Here is a 15,632-nt window from a genome sequence, read left to right as displayed (position 1 = left end):
GAAAGCTTCTTTTATTTATAACCAACCCCTTTCCTGCACTTTAGCAACTGCTTCCACACGATTCGTTACCCCTAATTTATTAAAAATAGAAGAGGTGTAATTGCGAACCGTCCCGTTTGACAGAAAAAGAGTATCTGCAATGCTCTTACTTGATTTTCCTTGTGCAATCAGTTGTAAGATTTTTGTTTCTTGTGTACTTAAAGGATTATCCTGTCCGATAATTGTCTCCATCAATTCTGGCGAATATTCTTTTTTACCGGCCAACACGGTGTGAATCGTTGTCATCAACTCAGCAATTGAGCGATCTTTAAGGACATAAGCATCTACACCAGCTTTTAGCGCCTGTTCAAAATAACCAACACGCTTAAATGTGGTCACTATAATCACTTTAATGGACGTGTTAGTTTTTATCCACTCAAGAACATCTAAACCTGTTTTTTGAGGCATTTCAATGTCTAAAATAGCTACATCAATCTCATGTGTTTGCAATAAAGAAATGGCTTCTAACCCAGTTGAGGCTTGAACAATCGTGTCCACATCCTCTTCCATCAACAACAGCTGACACATGGCATCACGAAGCATGGATTGATCCTCTGCAACCAAAAGTCTCATAACTGACCTCCTTCTTCTATGGTCACGCAAACAATCGTTGGATGAGCAGTTGATAGCACACTCACCTCTCCCTTAACCAGATGCAGTCTTTCCTTGATAGACTGCAATTCTTCTCCCGTTATGTTGGCAAAGCCACGACCATCATCTTCTACTTCAATTCGAATCTTATCAGACTGACTCAAGCGAATATGACAGGTTTTTGCTGCTGCATGCTTGATAATATTGGTCGTCAACTCCCGTAAAATCATGGTAATACTCGAGGAAAGAACCGGAGATAAGTGATTTTCTTGAAGTTGATTCTCTACAGATAGATCAATATCTGACAGATCAAACATTTCCTTAATTGTAGCCAATTCTTCTGCTAAGGTCCGATACTTGAGATGATGGATCAACTGACGAACCTCTTTCATCGATTCATGACTGATCTGATTGAGGTCTTGTAATTCATTGCGGACAGCCCCATAGTCTTCCTTGTCCAATTGTTTCAGGGCAAGCTCAGTCTTTAAGGTCATCATGGCAAAGGTATGTCCCAAAGTATCATGAAGATCACGCCCGATACGATTGCGCTCATTTTCGGCAGCAAGCAGATTGATGGTCTCATTTTTCCGGTAAATATCCCGCCTCAGCTCTTCTTCTAGTTGACTTTTATATTGGGTATAAAACATGACTAAAAGAAAGATGGGGATGATGATGACCAGAATACGCGATCCTGGATCGCTAGCCCAGATTATCCCAGTAATAGCGACAATAGTAAGGGCAAGCAAAAATGAGATAAAGCGATAGCTCTTTAACCCATCTCCAAATCGCCACACCAAAAGGTTTATCATATAGAAGAAAAACCACATCATGGAGCCTTCAATGAAGCAAGACATATAGACGATATAAGCTAATAAGTAAGTCCAAAGACAGGCAATCGTTTTTGGATAGTTATTCTTGATATGAATAATAGCTAAATAGGCTGTAGCAAAGAGCAAAGATGGAATAAGCGTCCAAGTAGGGTAACCAAACCAAACAATACCACCCAAAGGAAAAATCATGAAAATCAAGCCTGCATAATAAAGTGGATCCATTTTTTGAAAGGAACGAAACATCACTTAACCTCCGTTTTGCCTTTTATCCACAAGGCAAGTCCTGCTATTATTATAGCATAGGCTATAACACTCGCGAAGGATTTCCATAGAAAGCTACCATTTTGTGCAAACTGAACAACGAATTGATTGACATGATAAAGTGGCGTCCATTTTGAAATAGACTGAAGCCAACCAGGAAATGTCTCTATCGGCATCCATGACCCACCAATAATAGCTAAGCCTAGAAAAGCAATATTAGCCACGATAGACATAACTTGCTGAGATTTGATTTGTGAAATGAGAAGACCAAAAGCCAAGAAAATCAAGCTAGATACTAAGAGTAGGGCAATAGACCCTAACCAACGCTCAAGTGACAGATGAACACCTCGGAAAAGAGCACCAAATAGGAATGTTACCATAATGGAGCATGCAAAATACAACAAGACGCGACAGACCTTAGAAGCATAATATTGCCATATAGCTATAGGAGAATGCTCTAAATAAGCTAACCAGTGATTGGTTCTATCTTCCACTAGCATGAAAGGGAAGGAGAAAAAGCCAAAACTAGACATGGAAAAGGCAGTCATGGTCAACATATAGGATTGGATAAACGCCTTTTGCTGGACGGGATCAGAAAACATGGTCATTCCTGAGTAGAATAAGAAAAAACCAACGGGCATTCCGATAGCCATGATAAAAGTTGGCCACTCTCTCCAAGTTTTAATCCATTCAATTTTTAGTAAAGCTAGCATTATTATCCTCCTTTGTACTATCAAAAAGACTATCAAGTAAGGTCTTGTTTTGAACTTCTATATCTGATATACGGCAACCAGCTGCTTGCAATAGCTGCCAAACCTTGTCAATTTCTTTAGTTTTAAACTGTACTATCTCTCCTTTTAAAAGGACATCATAGACATCCTCTAAAGTCTCGACATGGCTTAACCACTCACTTGATAAGGTGACTTGTTTTTCCTGTTCCTCATTTCTCATAGCAAAAGAAGTTGTATCCCGTAACAACTGTCCTTGGTGCAACACCAAAATACGATCTGCTGTGTGCTCTACTTCTTCAATATAATGACTAGAATAGATAATCGTCACACTTTTTTCTTTTAATTGGGAAATGATTTTCCAAAAATGCTTACGCGTCGAGGTGTCCATGCCTGCCGTTGGCTCATCCAAGAACAAAATATCTGGACAGCCTATCAAACAAATCACAAAGGATAACAGACGCTTCTGACCGCCAGACAGCTGCTCTGCTAGCTGTTGCTTTTGCGCCTCACTAAATCCTAAGTAAGTATCAATCTCCTCATCTGATAAAGGATTGTGGGCGATCTCTTTGAAAAACTCTAATAATTCCTTTACTTTAAGATTATTTGGAAGGCAATTCTCCTGCTTTAACAGAGCAATTTCCCCTTGTAAACGGCGATGACTAGGAGAGAGGTCTTCTATACTAACTTGACCTGAACTCACATGATAGCGACCCAAGAGACAATTCATAAAGGTTGTCTTTCCAGCTCCATTTGGGCCTATCAAGGCTACACAATCGCCTTTGTAAATATCCACTGAAATATCTGATAATATAGATTTATTTTTAATTGTTTTGCTCAAATGAACAACTGAAATAATCGGTTTCTTCATCTTATTTTTCCTCACTACATAATGCTTTTAATATAGGGTGCAATCCGTAAATCAAACCATAAAGCATCCCAATCATCCCATAAAAGATAGTCGCACCACCATTTGTGAAAAAATGAGTACAATGCTCAAGTCCAACACCCAGCACGATCATCACTAAACCATAAACTAAGCTTTTTTTCATATTAATTCCTTCTCTCAACTTTTGTCTTTAGTTTACAGTAATCTCATTAATCTGATTAGCCCTTTTTGTCATGACATGATATGACATTTGTCATCTTTTCCGAAACAAAAAAAGAAGCTTTCAAGCTTCTTTCATGTCTATTAGTCTTGTGGACGTGATTTGCGGTCGATGTCAGCGAGAATGGTGTTGACAAAGTCTGCCACGGTTTCAGTATGGGTTTCTTTTGAGCCATATCTGCGAACGTTGACGGATTTGTCTGCCATTTCCTTGTCGCCAACGATGAGCTGGTATGGGACTTTTTGAGTTTGGCTGGCACGAATTTTGTACTGCATTTTTTCATTGCGCTCATCCACTTCCGCACGGACACCACGATCACGGAGCTCTTTTGCCACTTCCCAAGCGTAGTCTGTGTGCATCTCATTTGAAACGGGGATAAGAGTGACTTGTGTTGGCGCAAGCCAAGTTGGGAAGGCACCTTTATAGGTCTCAATCAAGATAGCTGTGAAGCGTTCCATGGTTGAGATAACCCCACGGTGAATCATGACTGGACGGTGTTCTTCGCCATCTGCACCGATGTAAGAGAGGTTAAAGCGTTCTGGTAAGAGGAAGTCAAGCTGGATAGTTGAGAGAGTTTCTTCGTTACCAAGCGCAGTTTTCACTTGGATATCGAGTTTTGGTCCGTAAAAGGCTGCTTCGCCTTCAGCTTCGTAGTATTCAGCACCCATTTCATCAAGAGCAGCTTTTAACATGCTTTGGGCATTTTCCCACATCTCGTCGTTGTCATAGTATTTTTCCTTGTCTTCAGGATCGCGGTATGACAGACGGAAGCGATAATCATTCAAATTGAAATCATGGTAAACATCAATAATCAACTGCAAGGCTTTTTGAAATTCATCCTTGATTTGCTCTGGTGTGACAAAGAGGTGACCGTCGTTAAGAGACATTTCACGCACACGTTGCAAACCAGTCAAGGCACCTGATTTTTCATAGCGGTGCATCATACCGATTTCAGCGATACGGATTGGCAATTCACGATAGGAGTGAACATGGTGTTTGTAGACTTGAATGTGGTGTGGGCAGTTCATTGGACGAAGGACAAATTCTTCTCCGTCTCCCATATCCATTGTTGGGAACATGTCTTCTTGATAGTGGTCCCAGTGTCCTGATGTCTTGTAAAGCTCGACAGAAGCCATTGGTGGTGTGTAAACGTGTTGGTAACCTGACGCCAATTCTTTATCAGTGATGTAGCGTTCAAGGGTACGACGGATAGTCGCACCATTTGGCAACCAGAATGGCAAACCTTGTCCAACTTCTTGTGAAATCATGAAAAGGTCAAGCTCTTTACCGAGTTTACGGTGGTCACGCTCTTTAGCTTCTTCACGCATTTGAAGGTAGGCTTTGAGGTCTTTTTTATCAAACCAAGCTGTCCCGTAAACACGTTGCATCATGTTGTTGTCGCTATTACCACGCCAGTAAGCACCTGCCACATTGAGTAAATGGAAAACTTGGATGCGACCAGTTGATGGCACGTGAGGGCCACGACAAAGGTCCACAAACTCGCCTTGACGGTAGATAGTCAAACCAGCTGCGTCATCCGCATGCTCAGAAATCAATTCCACCTTGTATGGGTCATCTTTGAAGATTGCAAGAGCTTCTTCTTTGCTCACTTCTTCGCGGATACATGGGTGGTTTTCTTTAACGATTTTCTTCATTTCTTCTTCAATACGAGAAAGGTCTTCGTTTGAAATTTGGCCTTCAGCATTGTCTGTATCGTAGTAGAAACCGTCTTGAATGGCAGGACCGACACCCAAGTGAAGATTTGGGAAGAGGCGTTTTGCGGCTTGGGCAAAAAGATGAGCAGCTGAGTGACGAAGGACGTCGAAAGCATCCTCGTGGTCAGGGGTCACAATCTCAATGCTACCGTCTTCAGTGATAGCACGTGTCGTGTCAATCAACTGACCATTGAATTTACCAGCCAAAGCTTTTTTAGACAAAGAATTTGAAATGCTCTGCGCAATCTCAAAAGTTGTTACACCAGACTCAAACTCGCGCACTGCGCCATCTGGAAACGTAATGTTAATCATAGTGTTCTCCTTTACTTTTGTATCCATGTTGGTGATCTATATACACATCCTTCATTGCCCTTCTCACGAAGATACTCCTCGAATGCTATACAAGATAATCAAAAAGTCCACGTCCTCAAAAAGGACGCAGACTGCGTGGTTCCACCTTAGTTTACACGAAAAAATCCGTGCCTCTATTGGTTCTAAGGTGACCACCCTTTTATGTTTGCATAAAATCATACCGAGTAGTATCCGTCCATGAATGGGTGCCACTCCCAGCAACGGGCACTCTCTCGACCATTCGACAAGGCTAGACATGTCTCTGCATTTCATTGTAGCACAATCCACAATTTTTTCAAGCAATTTGAGCAACTAATCTCTCTATTTCGCACACTAAAAGGGCAGACTTGCCTTTTCACTGTTCAACATACCATTATTCTTGCTTGTAGGCGATGAATTCTTCAGGAGTGAGGAAAACTTCGTCATAGCCCAAGGCTTGGCATAATTGTGTCGTAGTTGGCTGAGAAAGATAGGCTTTTTCAAGAATATCCTTTTGTGAGAAAACCTCGCGCACGCTTCCATCCAACAAGACATCGCCCTGCGCAAAGACAAGGGCTCGTTCAAATGTTTCCGCTACGAAATCCATGTCGTGCAAGATGGAAATGACAATTTTTCCCTGCTCTCTCAACAAGTGAATCACTGACTGAATCAATTGTTTTCCTGCATCATCTTGCGCAATCGTTGGTTCATCGAAAATCACGACCTGCGTATCCATAGCAATAATGGCTGCAATCGACACCATTTTTCGATCCGACAAGCCCAAGTCATAAGGGTTGACCTTGTCTAGTCCGTCTAAACCAAGCAAAGACATGGCAGCCCTAGCAGCCTTTTCTGCTTGGGCATGGCTCAATCCCATTTGCAGCGGTCCAAACATAATTTCATCCAATACTGTATGTTTGAAGATTTGGTCATCTGGATTTTGAAAAATGAGCCCAATACTTTTAGCGATTTTGGCTACGGATTGTTCACTCAAATCTTGACCATTCAACATTATTTTTCCAGCCGTTGGACGACTGAGACCTTTTAAAAGCTTAACAAAAGTAGTCTTTCCAGCACCATTTTGACCGATGATAGCAGTTGACCGCTCATCTAGAGTGATATTCAGTCCATTCAAGATTTTTTTCTCTGGCTGATAGGCAAATTCCAAGTTACTAACGCTAATTTGATTCATGTGCTTCACCTCCATTCTTGGCCAACAGCTGACGCGCTTCTTCTAGTGTTACAGGATAATAGGAACTACCTGGCAGTTGCAAACCAAGTTGCTTGCAGATTCTGGTGAAAGTCGGTGGCACAACTCCATATTCTTCCAAATCTGGTCGAGAAAAGACCGCCTGAGGTGTATCCATAGCAATCAATTTCCCCTGATCGAGTAGCATCACTCGGTCACTATAGGCTGCAATTTTTTCAATCTTGTGCTCTACCATGATTACGGTAATGCCTTGCTTACTCAAAGACTGAATGGCTTTGAAAACGGCCTCGCTACCTTGGGGGTCCAACTGCGACGTTGGCTCATCCAAAATAATGACCTCCGGTTTCATAGCCATAATACTGGCGATGGCCATCCGCTGCATTTGCCCACCTGACAAATCAAAGGGAGCTCGGTCGCGGTACTCTTCAATGTCTAGCAAGCGTAGGCTTTCCTCGATTCGTGCCTCCATTTCTTCTTTTGGCACGCCGAAATTTTCCAAACCAAAGGCAATCTCTTCATAGACGGTCGCTTTTGAGCCGGTAATTTGGTTAAAGGGATTTTGGAATACACTGCCGATTTTTTGACACAAATCATCGACCTCGACCATTTTCACTTCAGCTTGGTCAATACAAACCTTACCTCCATAAGAACCGCGGTAAAAATTCGAAACCAGCCCTGTCAAGGCCTGACAGAAGGTAGATTTTCCAGCACCGTTTCGGCCAATGACACCAATAAACTCACCTGGCTGAATCTCGCAGGTAATGCTATCCAAGGCCAACTTTTCGGCATAGGGGTATTGGTATTTTAGATTTTCAATTTTAATATGCGCCATTATAGAACCCTCCAAACAATTGCTGCGACTAGCCCAATCAAGCAACAAATTTGAATCAATCGGTCAAATCGTGACCGAATGGGTGGATTGATAAATGTTTTTTTCGATTTAGAATTAAATCCTCGAACCTCTAAGGCGATGGCCCGTTCCTTGGTATCAATAAAGGAACTCATAATCACTGGAGACACCAATGGCAAGAAGGCCTTTATCCGCACCAACATGGAACCTTCCGTTTCCATCCCACGACTTCTTTGTGCATCCGTGATGGTTGCCATCCGGCTGGTCATCTGCGGAATCAATTGGAACAAGGAAACAAAGACATAGCCCATGCGAGGTGAAAAACCTTTTCTCACCAGCTCTTCAATCATGTCTGACGACTTTGTCGTTAAAATCAGAACACTGAAAGCCAAGATAATATTGCAGACATTCAAGGCAATTTCTGCCGCAAACAGCAAGCCTTCCTTATAAAAAATGACTGGACCTAGTTGAAAAACAGGCGTAACATTTCCACTTCTAAACAAGCCTTGGATAATGCCTACTGTCAAAATGACAAAGCCAGATACACTCAGGATTGGCAAGGTCTGCTTCAACACTTTAGAATGCCCTAGCAATAGAACACTGACCAGAATCGTAAGACCAAATACCCACAAATCACCTGCAATAATTGGTATCAGAATCATCGCAATCACATACCACATCTTGGTTAGTGGAGACAAGCTATTCAAAAATGACTGCTTATCCTCATATAAACTCATCGTTTTCATGGAGACCTCCTTAATCTATACTCTTAATCGCACTATTACTTTGATAAAGTGATAGCAAGCTCTTTGGCAAGCTCTTATACAAGCTGAGCACAAGTAATAATACGACAATTTTATCCGGAATATCTACCACTACTTCATCCATAAATGAGGCAAACCAGACTGGGAATTTTTGAGACAAGAGACCGGCATAGACTAAGTCTCCCCATAGATTTCCTGTAGTACCACCCCAAAAAATCATATTTAACGGCGTAGATACCAAGACCGCTGCAAATCCAGCGACAATCCCCGTAAACAAGGCTCCTCTGATATTCTTCATACTACCATAATAAGCCAACAAACCAACTGCAATACCTAAAGCTGCATTGGTGAGGGCATAAACTGTAGAAATGGGATCCACCGTTAAGCCATAAATCAAGTTGTTCATAATCCCCACGATAGCCCCTACAATCGGTCCTGCCAAACAAGCGGATAAACAGGTCCCAATCGAATCCAGCCACAGTGGTAACTTGAGAACCCCCGCAATCAATTTTCCGATATAATTGATACCAACTCCTGCCGGAATCAGCACCAAGGCTGCAGTATTAAACTTCAATGACAAGGGATTATTATTTTTCCACCCCATGACTCTATCCTTTCCTTTGTTCTTCTAAGCTAGCAATCGCTTCTAATGCCGTAATAATTTCATTTTTCTCGCCCTGTGTCACCCTATTTTCTCCAGACACATATTGATTGATTTCATCTTCTAATTTACCATCGTAGAGCGCTACCGTATTCAATATAGAACCCGTTTTAATCCCACGTAGACTGCCAATGGTAAATAGGGCTGCACTTTCCATATCGCCTGCTAGCACACCTTTTTTCGACCAAAAATGGTCAACATCCCGTTCATTATCAACATAAAAACTATCGTGACTACGACCAATTCCGACATGGTAGGCAAATCCTTCCTTTATAGCGGCCCCTCGTAAAGCAAATAAAACATCCGGATCTGGAACCGCTGGGAAAATCGAATCCACATAGGATTTTGATGTTCCCTCATCACGCACAGCCCCGTTCAAGATTACCAAATCTCCCATTTGCATTTCCGGCTGCAAGGCACCACATGAGCCAATCCGAATCATACATTCTACACCGATACGCGCTAATTCTTCTACCGCGATACCAGTTGACGCACCGCCCATCCCTGTCGAAGTGACCAACACTGGAATGCCCTTATAGGTTCCACGCATGGTTTTGTGTTCACGATTAAAGGCTATGAATTCTACATTTTCTAAAAATTCCGCTACGCGGTCCACCCTCTGTGGGTCACCGGGTAATATGGCGTATCTTCCCCCTTGTTCTCTATCACAACGAATATGTGGTTGTAATGCCATCTCTCATTCTCCTAATCTAATAAATTGGTCAAAGCCTGGTGGTCCAAGAGTTGAATCTGACCTTGGCTTAACTCAATAATCTGCTTTTCTTTGAATTCTTTTAACAAACGATTGATGCTGCGCTGGGTAACAGCCATCTCCTGCCCAAATCTTTCCGAACTGAACTGCAAGGATACCAACTGTTTCCCACCGAATTGCTCCAATAAATAATAGGCCAGCCGTTGTCTCAAATCATACAGACTATTGCGCTTCATTCGATTGCACATTCGATACGAATTTTCACAAATCTTTTTGATCAATAGACTGCTGAAATTTTGATCCAGAGCCATCCAGCTCGACAGTGTATCTTTATCTATTTCCAACGCCAGGATATCACCAATTCCTTTCACATAGCTGATGTAAGGAACTTGCTGAAAAATTTCCATCTCCCCAATCAAGTCCCCAGACTGACTACAACAAAGAAAATATTTTTCCCATTTTCCGATTCCGAGTACACATTGGCTCTTCCATCAACAATGATATACATATACTGATAGATTTCGCCTTGTTCCAACTCAAATTCACCATCTGTAAACTTCCTGACCCGTATTTTCCGCAAAAGTTCATAGGGACAGTGCCTAAATAAGGCATATACATCTGGATTCGTTTCGAGGATATCCAATAGTTGGTGCATTTTCGAAATCATATACGCTCCTTTCGCTATCGTTATATATATGGTAGCACTTTCTTTTAAGTGAGTAAAGGAATTTCGTCCCAATTTGTCATCAAAAAAATAGATTATAACCTTAAAATAGAAGTATTTTAGGGACAAATGTCCAATCGCTTGACGGCAAAATTGCCCTCCTACTGCACTCCTTCATAGAAAAAGACAGCTGAAAAGCAGTCTCTCAAAATCCGATAGTTTTCCTTCTTCTACTGTGAAAATAAAACCATCATCCAGCCCTTGAAGAACATCAGCGTCTTCGCAGGCTGAATGATACAGATGAGAGCATAACTTTCTAGCCTCTAATCCAAGTAATCACGAATCGACTTGACTTGTTTGATTGAAGCCTTCCAAATTTTTGCTGTCGTATCTGAGGATTTGACGAAGGCACGCTTGGGAAGCTCGATAGCTCCCTTGAGAATTTCTTCTGCAACAGTATCACCGTTTAATTGATTTTTCCGAAAATCATAGGCAATTTTCAAATCTAGATAGTATTCATAGACACGGCGACCAAAGTTTTCTGCCGAAATCTCGTACAATTTCTTATCCAGCACATGCTGGTTCATAGACGGCGTCTGGTCAATGGCTGCTAAAACCGTGGCTGCCAAGTCTTCTTCTTCCTCAAAAAGAGCCCCGAACATGACATTGGTCAAGACATTTTCCAAATAAGGATTGGCTTGTGCGATGATAGGAGTTCCAGAGGCCAAACTCTCCAGATAGGTCAAGCCCTGAGTCTCACTCGTTGAAGCCGAAATGAAGAAATCTGCCGCCTTATAGTAGAGGGCCGTATCACTCGGTGCAATCATACCTGTCATCTGTACAGCTGCCTCCAAGCCCAAGTCTACGATCATGGCCTCCAAATCCTTGGCATAGGGACCACCCCCAGCAATGACCAACTTCACATTTGGATTTTCTTCTAAAATGACTGGCATGGCTTGAACAACTGCCTGAATATTTTTTTCGTAGGAAAGGCGAGACAAGCTAAGCAGCATGGTCTCATTTTTAGCGATTCCCAGCTGTTGTCGTAGGTCTTCGATATTGTCTTCTGTGATTTCTGGGCGGTCAAATTTTGCCAAATCAATCCCCGTCGGAATCACCCTTTTAGGAATGGTAATCTGGTATTCGCTGAGGATATCTTCGACAATTTCACTGGGGCAAATCACCCCATCCAAGTCCTTAAAGAAGGCTCGGACAATGTACTTGACCATATTTGGACGAATGAGTTTCCCATTGGCAATGTAGCGAACATAGTCCTCGTACTGGGTATGATAAGTATGAACCACTGGAATATCCAACTCACGCGCAATCATTTTCCCTAAAATTCCCAAGGAAAATTCTGTATGAGTATGAATCAAATCCAACTTGTAGCGCTCGGCAATTTTCAAGGCATCGGTAAAGCCCCGATAGGCCACGCGACGGTCCTTAAAGGCAAAGAAGGGCACACTCGGAATGCGGATAATATCCCAGTCTTCATAGCGATTCACACCCTTGTCCGTGGTGGTGAAAATAAACACCATATGCCCCTGCTTTTCCAGCTCCGTTTTCAGCGTCTTGATGGAGGTCGCAACGCCAGATACCTGTGGAAAATAAGAGTCTGTAAATAAGCCTATTCTCATCCAAATTCCTTTCTATTTTTCTTTTGGCAGGACCTTTTCATAAAAATCTTGCCACATCTCTAACACATGGTCCCGAGAATAAAATTCATTGCCCCGCTTGGCATCGTCCACCGCCTGTGCATAATAGTAGTCATCCTGCGCCAAGTGTTCAATCTCCTTGATAAAACCATCCAAATCTTCTGCTCGACGGTAAAAATCAAAGAGAATATCCTCATAAATTTCCAAATCCCGCAACAGAATTGGCTTATGCGTACACATGGCTTCCAAGATAGACATGGGAAAGAGTTCCTCAAAAGATGGCAAAATCATCACGTCTGCTAGATTATAGACCGCATTCATCTTCTCCCGCTCAACAATCCCTAAAAAGGTAACATTTGCCGGTGGGTTATCGACCACTTTTTTCAACTCTTCGTAACCATCCGTGATTTTTCCAAATGAAAATCCACCCGCCCATACAAATTGATAGTGTGGTAAACGCTCAGCCATTTTCAAGAAATCAAAGACACCTTTTCTGGTCTGAATTTGCCCTACTCCGACAATTAAAAAATCATCTTGTGCAAAGCCATACTGGGCACGATTTTCTGCCTTTTCCCGCTCTGTCAATGGGTGAAAAGTCTGACTGGACACAAAATTAGGAATATAGGTCACTTTTTCCTTGGGCACACCGTAACGAGCCAACTCACCGATAAAATACGGATTAACCGTCACCAAGTAGTCCATTCTCTTGTAAAAAGCAATCATATACTTGTAAAAAACTTTCTTTGCAAAACCTGGTAGTTGTAGACTTTGCTCAACCGTCTCCGGCAACATGTGCACATAACCGACCGATGTCCCCTTACGACTAAACCACGGCTGCGTCAGATAAAATTGAGGGTCAATGGTATGGTAATGCGTAATATCTGCTGATTTGTACTGGTTGATGGTCACTTCAAACTCTTCTGATAAGCCTGTTTTGACCAGATCAACTTGCTCCAGATAGGCAGAGCCAACTCCCTGACCTGATACCTTTGTAGCGCTCGACATCATGTTAATAATTTTCTTGCTCATTCTCTCTCCAGTCACACATTCTTTTTACTTATTCTATCATAAACCGGGAAAAATTGAAAAAGGCTACCACAGTAGCCTTTTATTATTTAGTAGATTGACGCACTTTAATGCCGTGATTGAGCACGACTTCGCGGTTCTCCAACTCTTCTTTATGCATGATTTTTGTCAGCATACGCATGGCAATGGCACCGATGTCATAAAGTGGTTGGCTGATAGAGGTCAAGTTTGGTCGTGTAAACTTGGTAACGAGCGAGTCATCACTTGTCACGATTTCAAACTCTTCTGGTACTTTGACTCCACGGTCAGAGATACCATTCAAAAGACCAGCTGCAATTTCATCTTCTGCTACATAGGCTGCAGTTGCACCTGCATTCAAGAGGCGTTCTGCAAGGGCATAGCCTTCTTCGTATTTATACTTAGACTCAAAAACCAAGCCTTCGTTAAATTCCAAACCGTTGGCTTGAAGGGCTTCTTTGTAGCCTGACAAACGAATTTTGCCATTGATTTCATCCACAAGTGGACCTGATACAAAAGCAATCTTCTTGTTGTTTTTCGCCAGTAAGTCCACAACATCCTTAGCTGCTTGACCGTAGTCAATATTGACACTTGGCAATTGGTGTTCCAAATCAACCGTACCCGCAAGAACAATCGGCGTACGAGAACGTGAAAACTCAGCGCGAATCTTGTCTGTCAAATGATAACCCATGAAGATAATCCCGTCAACCTGTTTGGAGAAGAGAGTGTTTACAACATTGATTTCTTTATCATCATTTTCATCAGAGTTGGCCAAGATAATATTGTACTTGTACATTTCTGCGATATCATCGATACCTTTTGCAAGAGTTGCATAGTAGGCATTGGCAATATTGGGGATCACTACCCCAACTGTTGTTGTTTTCTTACTTGCCAAACCACGCGCCACAGCATTCGGGCGGTAGTCCAAACGCTCAATCACTTCTAAAACTTTCTTACGAGTATTCTCTTTTACATTTTTGTTGCCATTTACAACACGACTGACAGTAGCCATTGATACACCAGCTTCGCGGGCAACATCATAAATCGTTACTGTATCATCCGTATTCATCATATTTGCATATCCTTTCTGTAACTTTTATTTTATGAAAATTACGCTTTCACTCTCTTATAGTTTATCATTTTTTGAAACCACTTTCAAGCGATAGAATCCCTTTTTTAGAAAAAAATTGGCAGAATCTGAAAAAATATCCTATTTATGGAAGTAACTTCTCTATGTTTATAGAAAAAACAGAATTGATTTATACTCACCCTACCTTTTTTCGTCTCTTTTCCACTCTCCACTTGATTTTTCTCGTATTTGGCATAGAATAGAAGGTAGCATATTCAAAGGAGAACATCATGTCAAAAATCACACATCTTACTCAAAAACTTGAAAAAGACAACATCTTTGCTGCTGTCCTATCTGACCCAGTTTCCATTAACTACCTGACTGGCTATCTTTCTGATCCACATGAACGCCACATGTACCTCTTTGTCTTTGCGGATAAGAGCCCACTCCTCTTTTTGCCTGCCCTTGATGTAGCTCGCGCCGAGGCGACATTGGACTTCCCAGTTGTTGGCTACCAAGACTCTGAAAATCCATGGGAAAAAATCAAAGCTGTTCTTCCTGCTACAGATTGGCCTCAAGTCGCAGTTGAATTTGACAACTTAAATGTGACCAAGTTCAAAGGCTTGCAAACTGTCTTTTCAGGAGAATTTGTCAACTTAACACCTACTTTGCAACAAATGCGCCTCATCAAATCAGCCGATGAAATCGAAAAAATGCTGGTCGCTGGAGATTTTGCAGACAAGGCTGTACAAGTCGGATTTGACAACATTTCCCTCGATGTGACGGAAACAGATATCATCGCTCAAATCGAATTTGAAATGAAAAAACAAGGCATTAACAAAATGAGCTTTGAGACTATGGTCCTAACTGGAAACAATGCTGCCAACCCACACGGTATTCCAGGTACCAACAAGATTGAAAATAACAGCCTCTTGCTGTTCGACCTAGGTGTCGAAACCCTAGGCTACACTTCTGATATGACCCGTACGGTTGCTGTCGGAAAACCAGACCAATTTAAGCAAGACATCTACAACCTTTGCTTGGAAGCGCAGCTAACGGCACTTGATTTCATCAAGCCAGGTGTCACTGCGGCCGAAGTCGACGCTGCAGCCCGTAATGTCATTGAAAAAGCTGGCTACGGCGAGTACTTCAACCACCGCCTCGGGCATGGATTGGGTATGGATGTCCATGAATTCCCATCTATCATGACTGGCAATGACATGGAAATTCAAGAAGGCATGTGCTTCTCCGTTGAACCTGGTATCTACATTCCTGGAAAAGTGGGTATACGTATTGAAGATTGCGGCTATGTAACAAAAAATGGATTTGAAGTCTTCACTCAAACACCAAAAGAATTGCTCTATTTTGAAGGCTAATCATGACCTATAAAACACAAAACT

Annotated in this window: 17 protein-coding genes; 1 reads left to right on the top strand and 16 read right to left on the bottom strand. The window is 42.0% G+C overall.

Annotated features, from left to right (window positions below):
- Positions 1–15: 15 nt before the first annotated feature.
- From J2T50_RS00510 to ccpA, 16 genes are all read right to left on the bottom strand, one after another.
- Positions 16–612 carry a response regulator transcription factor gene (locus J2T50_RS00510; protein WP_253362574.1) on the bottom strand — a complete coding sequence of 199 codons (597 nt, stop codon included), beginning with the start codon at positions 610–612 and terminating at the stop codon, positions 16–18.
- Positions 609–1,703, bottom strand: a complete 1,095-nt coding sequence (locus tag J2T50_RS00505) for a sensor histidine kinase (protein ID WP_253362573.1) — start codon at positions 1,701–1,703, stop codon at positions 609–611. The genes J2T50_RS00510 and J2T50_RS00505 overlap by 4 nt, the downstream gene beginning before the upstream one ends.
- Positions 1,703–2,434: an ABC transporter permease gene (locus tag J2T50_RS00500; RefSeq protein ID WP_253362572.1), complete on the bottom strand. Its 732-nt coding sequence runs from the start codon at positions 2,432–2,434 to the stop codon at positions 1,703–1,705. The genes J2T50_RS00505 and J2T50_RS00500 overlap by 1 nt, the downstream gene beginning before the upstream one ends.
- Positions 2,412–3,320, bottom strand: a complete 909-nt coding sequence (locus J2T50_RS00495; protein ID WP_253362571.1) for an ABC transporter ATP-binding protein — start codon at positions 3,318–3,320, stop codon at positions 2,412–2,414. The genes J2T50_RS00500 and J2T50_RS00495 overlap by 23 nt, the downstream gene beginning before the upstream one ends.
- Before the next feature lies 1 nt (position 3,321).
- Positions 3,322–3,501 carry a hypothetical protein gene (locus tag J2T50_RS00490; RefSeq protein WP_253362569.1) on the bottom strand — a complete coding sequence of 60 codons (180 nt, stop codon included), beginning with the start codon at positions 3,499–3,501 and terminating at the stop codon, positions 3,322–3,324.
- Between the two features lie 140 nt (positions 3,502–3,641).
- Positions 3,642–5,585 (bottom strand): threonine--tRNA ligase, encoded by a 1,944-nt coding sequence (gene thrS, locus J2T50_RS00485; RefSeq protein ID WP_253362567.1) that lies wholly within the window; start codon positions 5,583–5,585, stop codon positions 3,642–3,644.
- A 412-nt stretch (positions 5,586–5,997) separates the two neighbouring features.
- Complete coding sequence (locus tag J2T50_RS00480) at positions 5,998–6,795, bottom strand: energy-coupling factor ABC transporter ATP-binding protein (protein ID WP_253362565.1); 798 nt, start codon at positions 6,793–6,795, stop codon at positions 5,998–6,000.
- Entirely contained in the window at positions 6,782–7,645 is an 864-nt protein-coding gene (locus tag J2T50_RS00475) for an energy-coupling factor ABC transporter ATP-binding protein (RefSeq protein WP_253362562.1), read from the bottom strand. Before J2T50_RS00475 ends, J2T50_RS00480 begins: the two co-directional genes overlap by 14 nt.
- Positions 7,645–8,409: an energy-coupling factor transporter transmembrane component T family protein gene (locus J2T50_RS00470; RefSeq protein WP_253362560.1), complete on the bottom strand. Its 765-nt coding sequence runs from the start codon at positions 8,407–8,409 to the stop codon at positions 7,645–7,647. Before J2T50_RS00470 ends, J2T50_RS00475 begins: the two co-directional genes overlap by 1 nt.
- Positions 8,410–8,419: 10 nt before the next feature.
- Positions 8,420–9,031 (bottom strand): ECF transporter S component, encoded by a 612-nt coding sequence (locus J2T50_RS00465; protein WP_253362558.1) that lies wholly within the window; start codon positions 9,029–9,031, stop codon positions 8,420–8,422.
- A 4-nt stretch (positions 9,032–9,035) separates the two neighbouring features.
- A complete protein-coding gene (locus tag J2T50_RS00460; protein ID WP_253362557.1) occupies positions 9,036–9,782 on the bottom strand; it encodes a nucleoside phosphorylase in 747 nt (248 codons plus the stop codon).
- 11 nt (positions 9,783–9,793) lie between these two features.
- Positions 9,794–10,207 (bottom strand): Crp/Fnr family transcriptional regulator, encoded by a 414-nt coding sequence (locus J2T50_RS00455; RefSeq protein ID WP_253362556.1) that lies wholly within the window; start codon positions 10,205–10,207, stop codon positions 9,794–9,796.
- 8 nt (positions 10,208–10,215) lie between these two features.
- Positions 10,216–10,467, bottom strand: a complete 252-nt coding sequence (locus tag J2T50_RS00450; protein WP_253362555.1) for a cyclic nucleotide-binding domain-containing protein — start codon at positions 10,465–10,467, stop codon at positions 10,216–10,218.
- 320 nt (positions 10,468–10,787) lie between these two features.
- Complete coding sequence (locus tag J2T50_RS00445; protein WP_253362554.1) at positions 10,788–12,101, bottom strand: glycosyltransferase family 4 protein; 1,314 nt, start codon at positions 12,099–12,101, stop codon at positions 10,788–10,790.
- A 12-nt stretch (positions 12,102–12,113) separates the two neighbouring features.
- A complete protein-coding gene (locus J2T50_RS00440) occupies positions 12,114–13,148 on the bottom strand; it encodes a glycosyltransferase family 4 protein (RefSeq protein ID WP_253362553.1) in 1,035 nt (344 codons plus the stop codon).
- 82 nt (positions 13,149–13,230) lie between these two features.
- Entirely contained in the window at positions 13,231–14,232 is a 1,002-nt protein-coding gene (gene ccpA / locus J2T50_RS00435; protein ID WP_253363281.1) for a catabolite control protein A, read from the bottom strand.
- Between the two features lie 290 nt (positions 14,233–14,522).
- Here ccpA and J2T50_RS00430 point away from each other — a divergent pair, with 290 nt between their 5' ends.
- A complete protein-coding gene (locus J2T50_RS00430; RefSeq protein WP_253362552.1) occupies positions 14,523–15,608 on the top strand; it encodes a M24 family metallopeptidase in 1,086 nt (361 codons plus the stop codon).
- Positions 15,609–15,632 lie beyond the last annotated feature (24 nt).

The sequence above is a fragment of the Streptococcus gallinaceus genome, assembly GCF_024170225.1.
GTDB lineage: Bacteria > Bacillota > Bacilli > Lactobacillales > Streptococcaceae > Streptococcus > Streptococcus gallinaceus.
The sequence above is the reverse complement of the archived record's forward strand: the minus strand, read 5'-3'. Positions and strand labels throughout refer to the sequence as shown.

Bases quoted from the DNA above. Each gene is read 5' to 3' on its own strand.
- J2T50_RS00510 (WP_253362574.1), bottom strand. From the start codon at position 612: ATGAGACTTTTGGTTGCAGAGGATCAATCCATGCTTCGTGATGCCATG.
- J2T50_RS00505 (WP_253362573.1), bottom strand. From the start codon at position 1,703: ATGTTTCGTTCCTTTCAAAAAATGGATCCACTTTATTATGCAGGCTTG.
- J2T50_RS00500 (WP_253362572.1), bottom strand. From the start codon at position 2,434: ATGCTAGCTTTACTAAAAATTGAATGGATTAAAACTTGGAGAGAGTGG.
- J2T50_RS00495 (WP_253362571.1), bottom strand. From the start codon at position 3,320: ATGAAGAAACCGATTATTTCAGTTGTTCATTTGAGCAAAACAATTAAA.
- J2T50_RS00490 (WP_253362569.1), bottom strand. From the start codon at position 3,501: ATGAAAAAAAGCTTAGTTTATGGTTTAGTGATGATCGTGCTGGGTGTT.
- thrS (WP_253362567.1), bottom strand. From the start codon at position 5,585: ATGATTAACATTACGTTTCCAGATGGCGCAGTGCGCGAGTTTGAGTCT.
- J2T50_RS00480 (WP_253362565.1), bottom strand. From the start codon at position 6,795: ATGAATCAAATTAGCGTTAGTAACTTGGAATTTGCCTATCAGCCAGAG.
- J2T50_RS00475 (WP_253362562.1), bottom strand. From the start codon at position 7,645: ATGGCGCATATTAAAATTGAAAATCTAAAATACCAATACCCCTATGCC.
- J2T50_RS00470 (WP_253362560.1), bottom strand. From the start codon at position 8,409: ATGAAAACGATGAGTTTATATGAGGATAAGCAGTCATTTTTGAATAGC.
- J2T50_RS00465 (WP_253362558.1), bottom strand. From the start codon at position 9,031: ATGGGGTGGAAAAATAATAATCCCTTGTCATTGAAGTTTAATACTGCA.
- J2T50_RS00460 (WP_253362557.1), bottom strand. From the start codon at position 9,782: ATGGCATTACAACCACATATTCGTTGTGATAGAGAACAAGGGGGAAGA.
- J2T50_RS00455 (WP_253362556.1), bottom strand. From the start codon at position 10,207: ATGGAAATTTTTCAGCAAGTTCCTTACATCAGCTATGTGAAAGGAATT.
- J2T50_RS00450 (WP_253362555.1), bottom strand. From the start codon at position 10,467: ATGATTTCGAAAATGCACCAACTATTGGATATCCTCGAAACGAATCCA.
- J2T50_RS00445 (WP_253362554.1), bottom strand. From the start codon at position 12,101: ATGAGAATAGGCTTATTTACAGACTCTTATTTTCCACAGGTATCTGGC.
- J2T50_RS00440 (WP_253362553.1), bottom strand. From the start codon at position 13,148: ATGAGCAAGAAAATTATTAACATGATGTCGAGCGCTACAAAGGTATCA.
- ccpA (WP_253363281.1), bottom strand. From the start codon at position 14,232: ATGAATACGGATGATACAGTAACGATTTATGATGTTGCCCGCGAAGCT.
- J2T50_RS00430 (WP_253362552.1), top strand. From the start codon at position 14,523: ATGTCAAAAATCACACATCTTACTCAAAAACTTGAAAAAGACAACATC.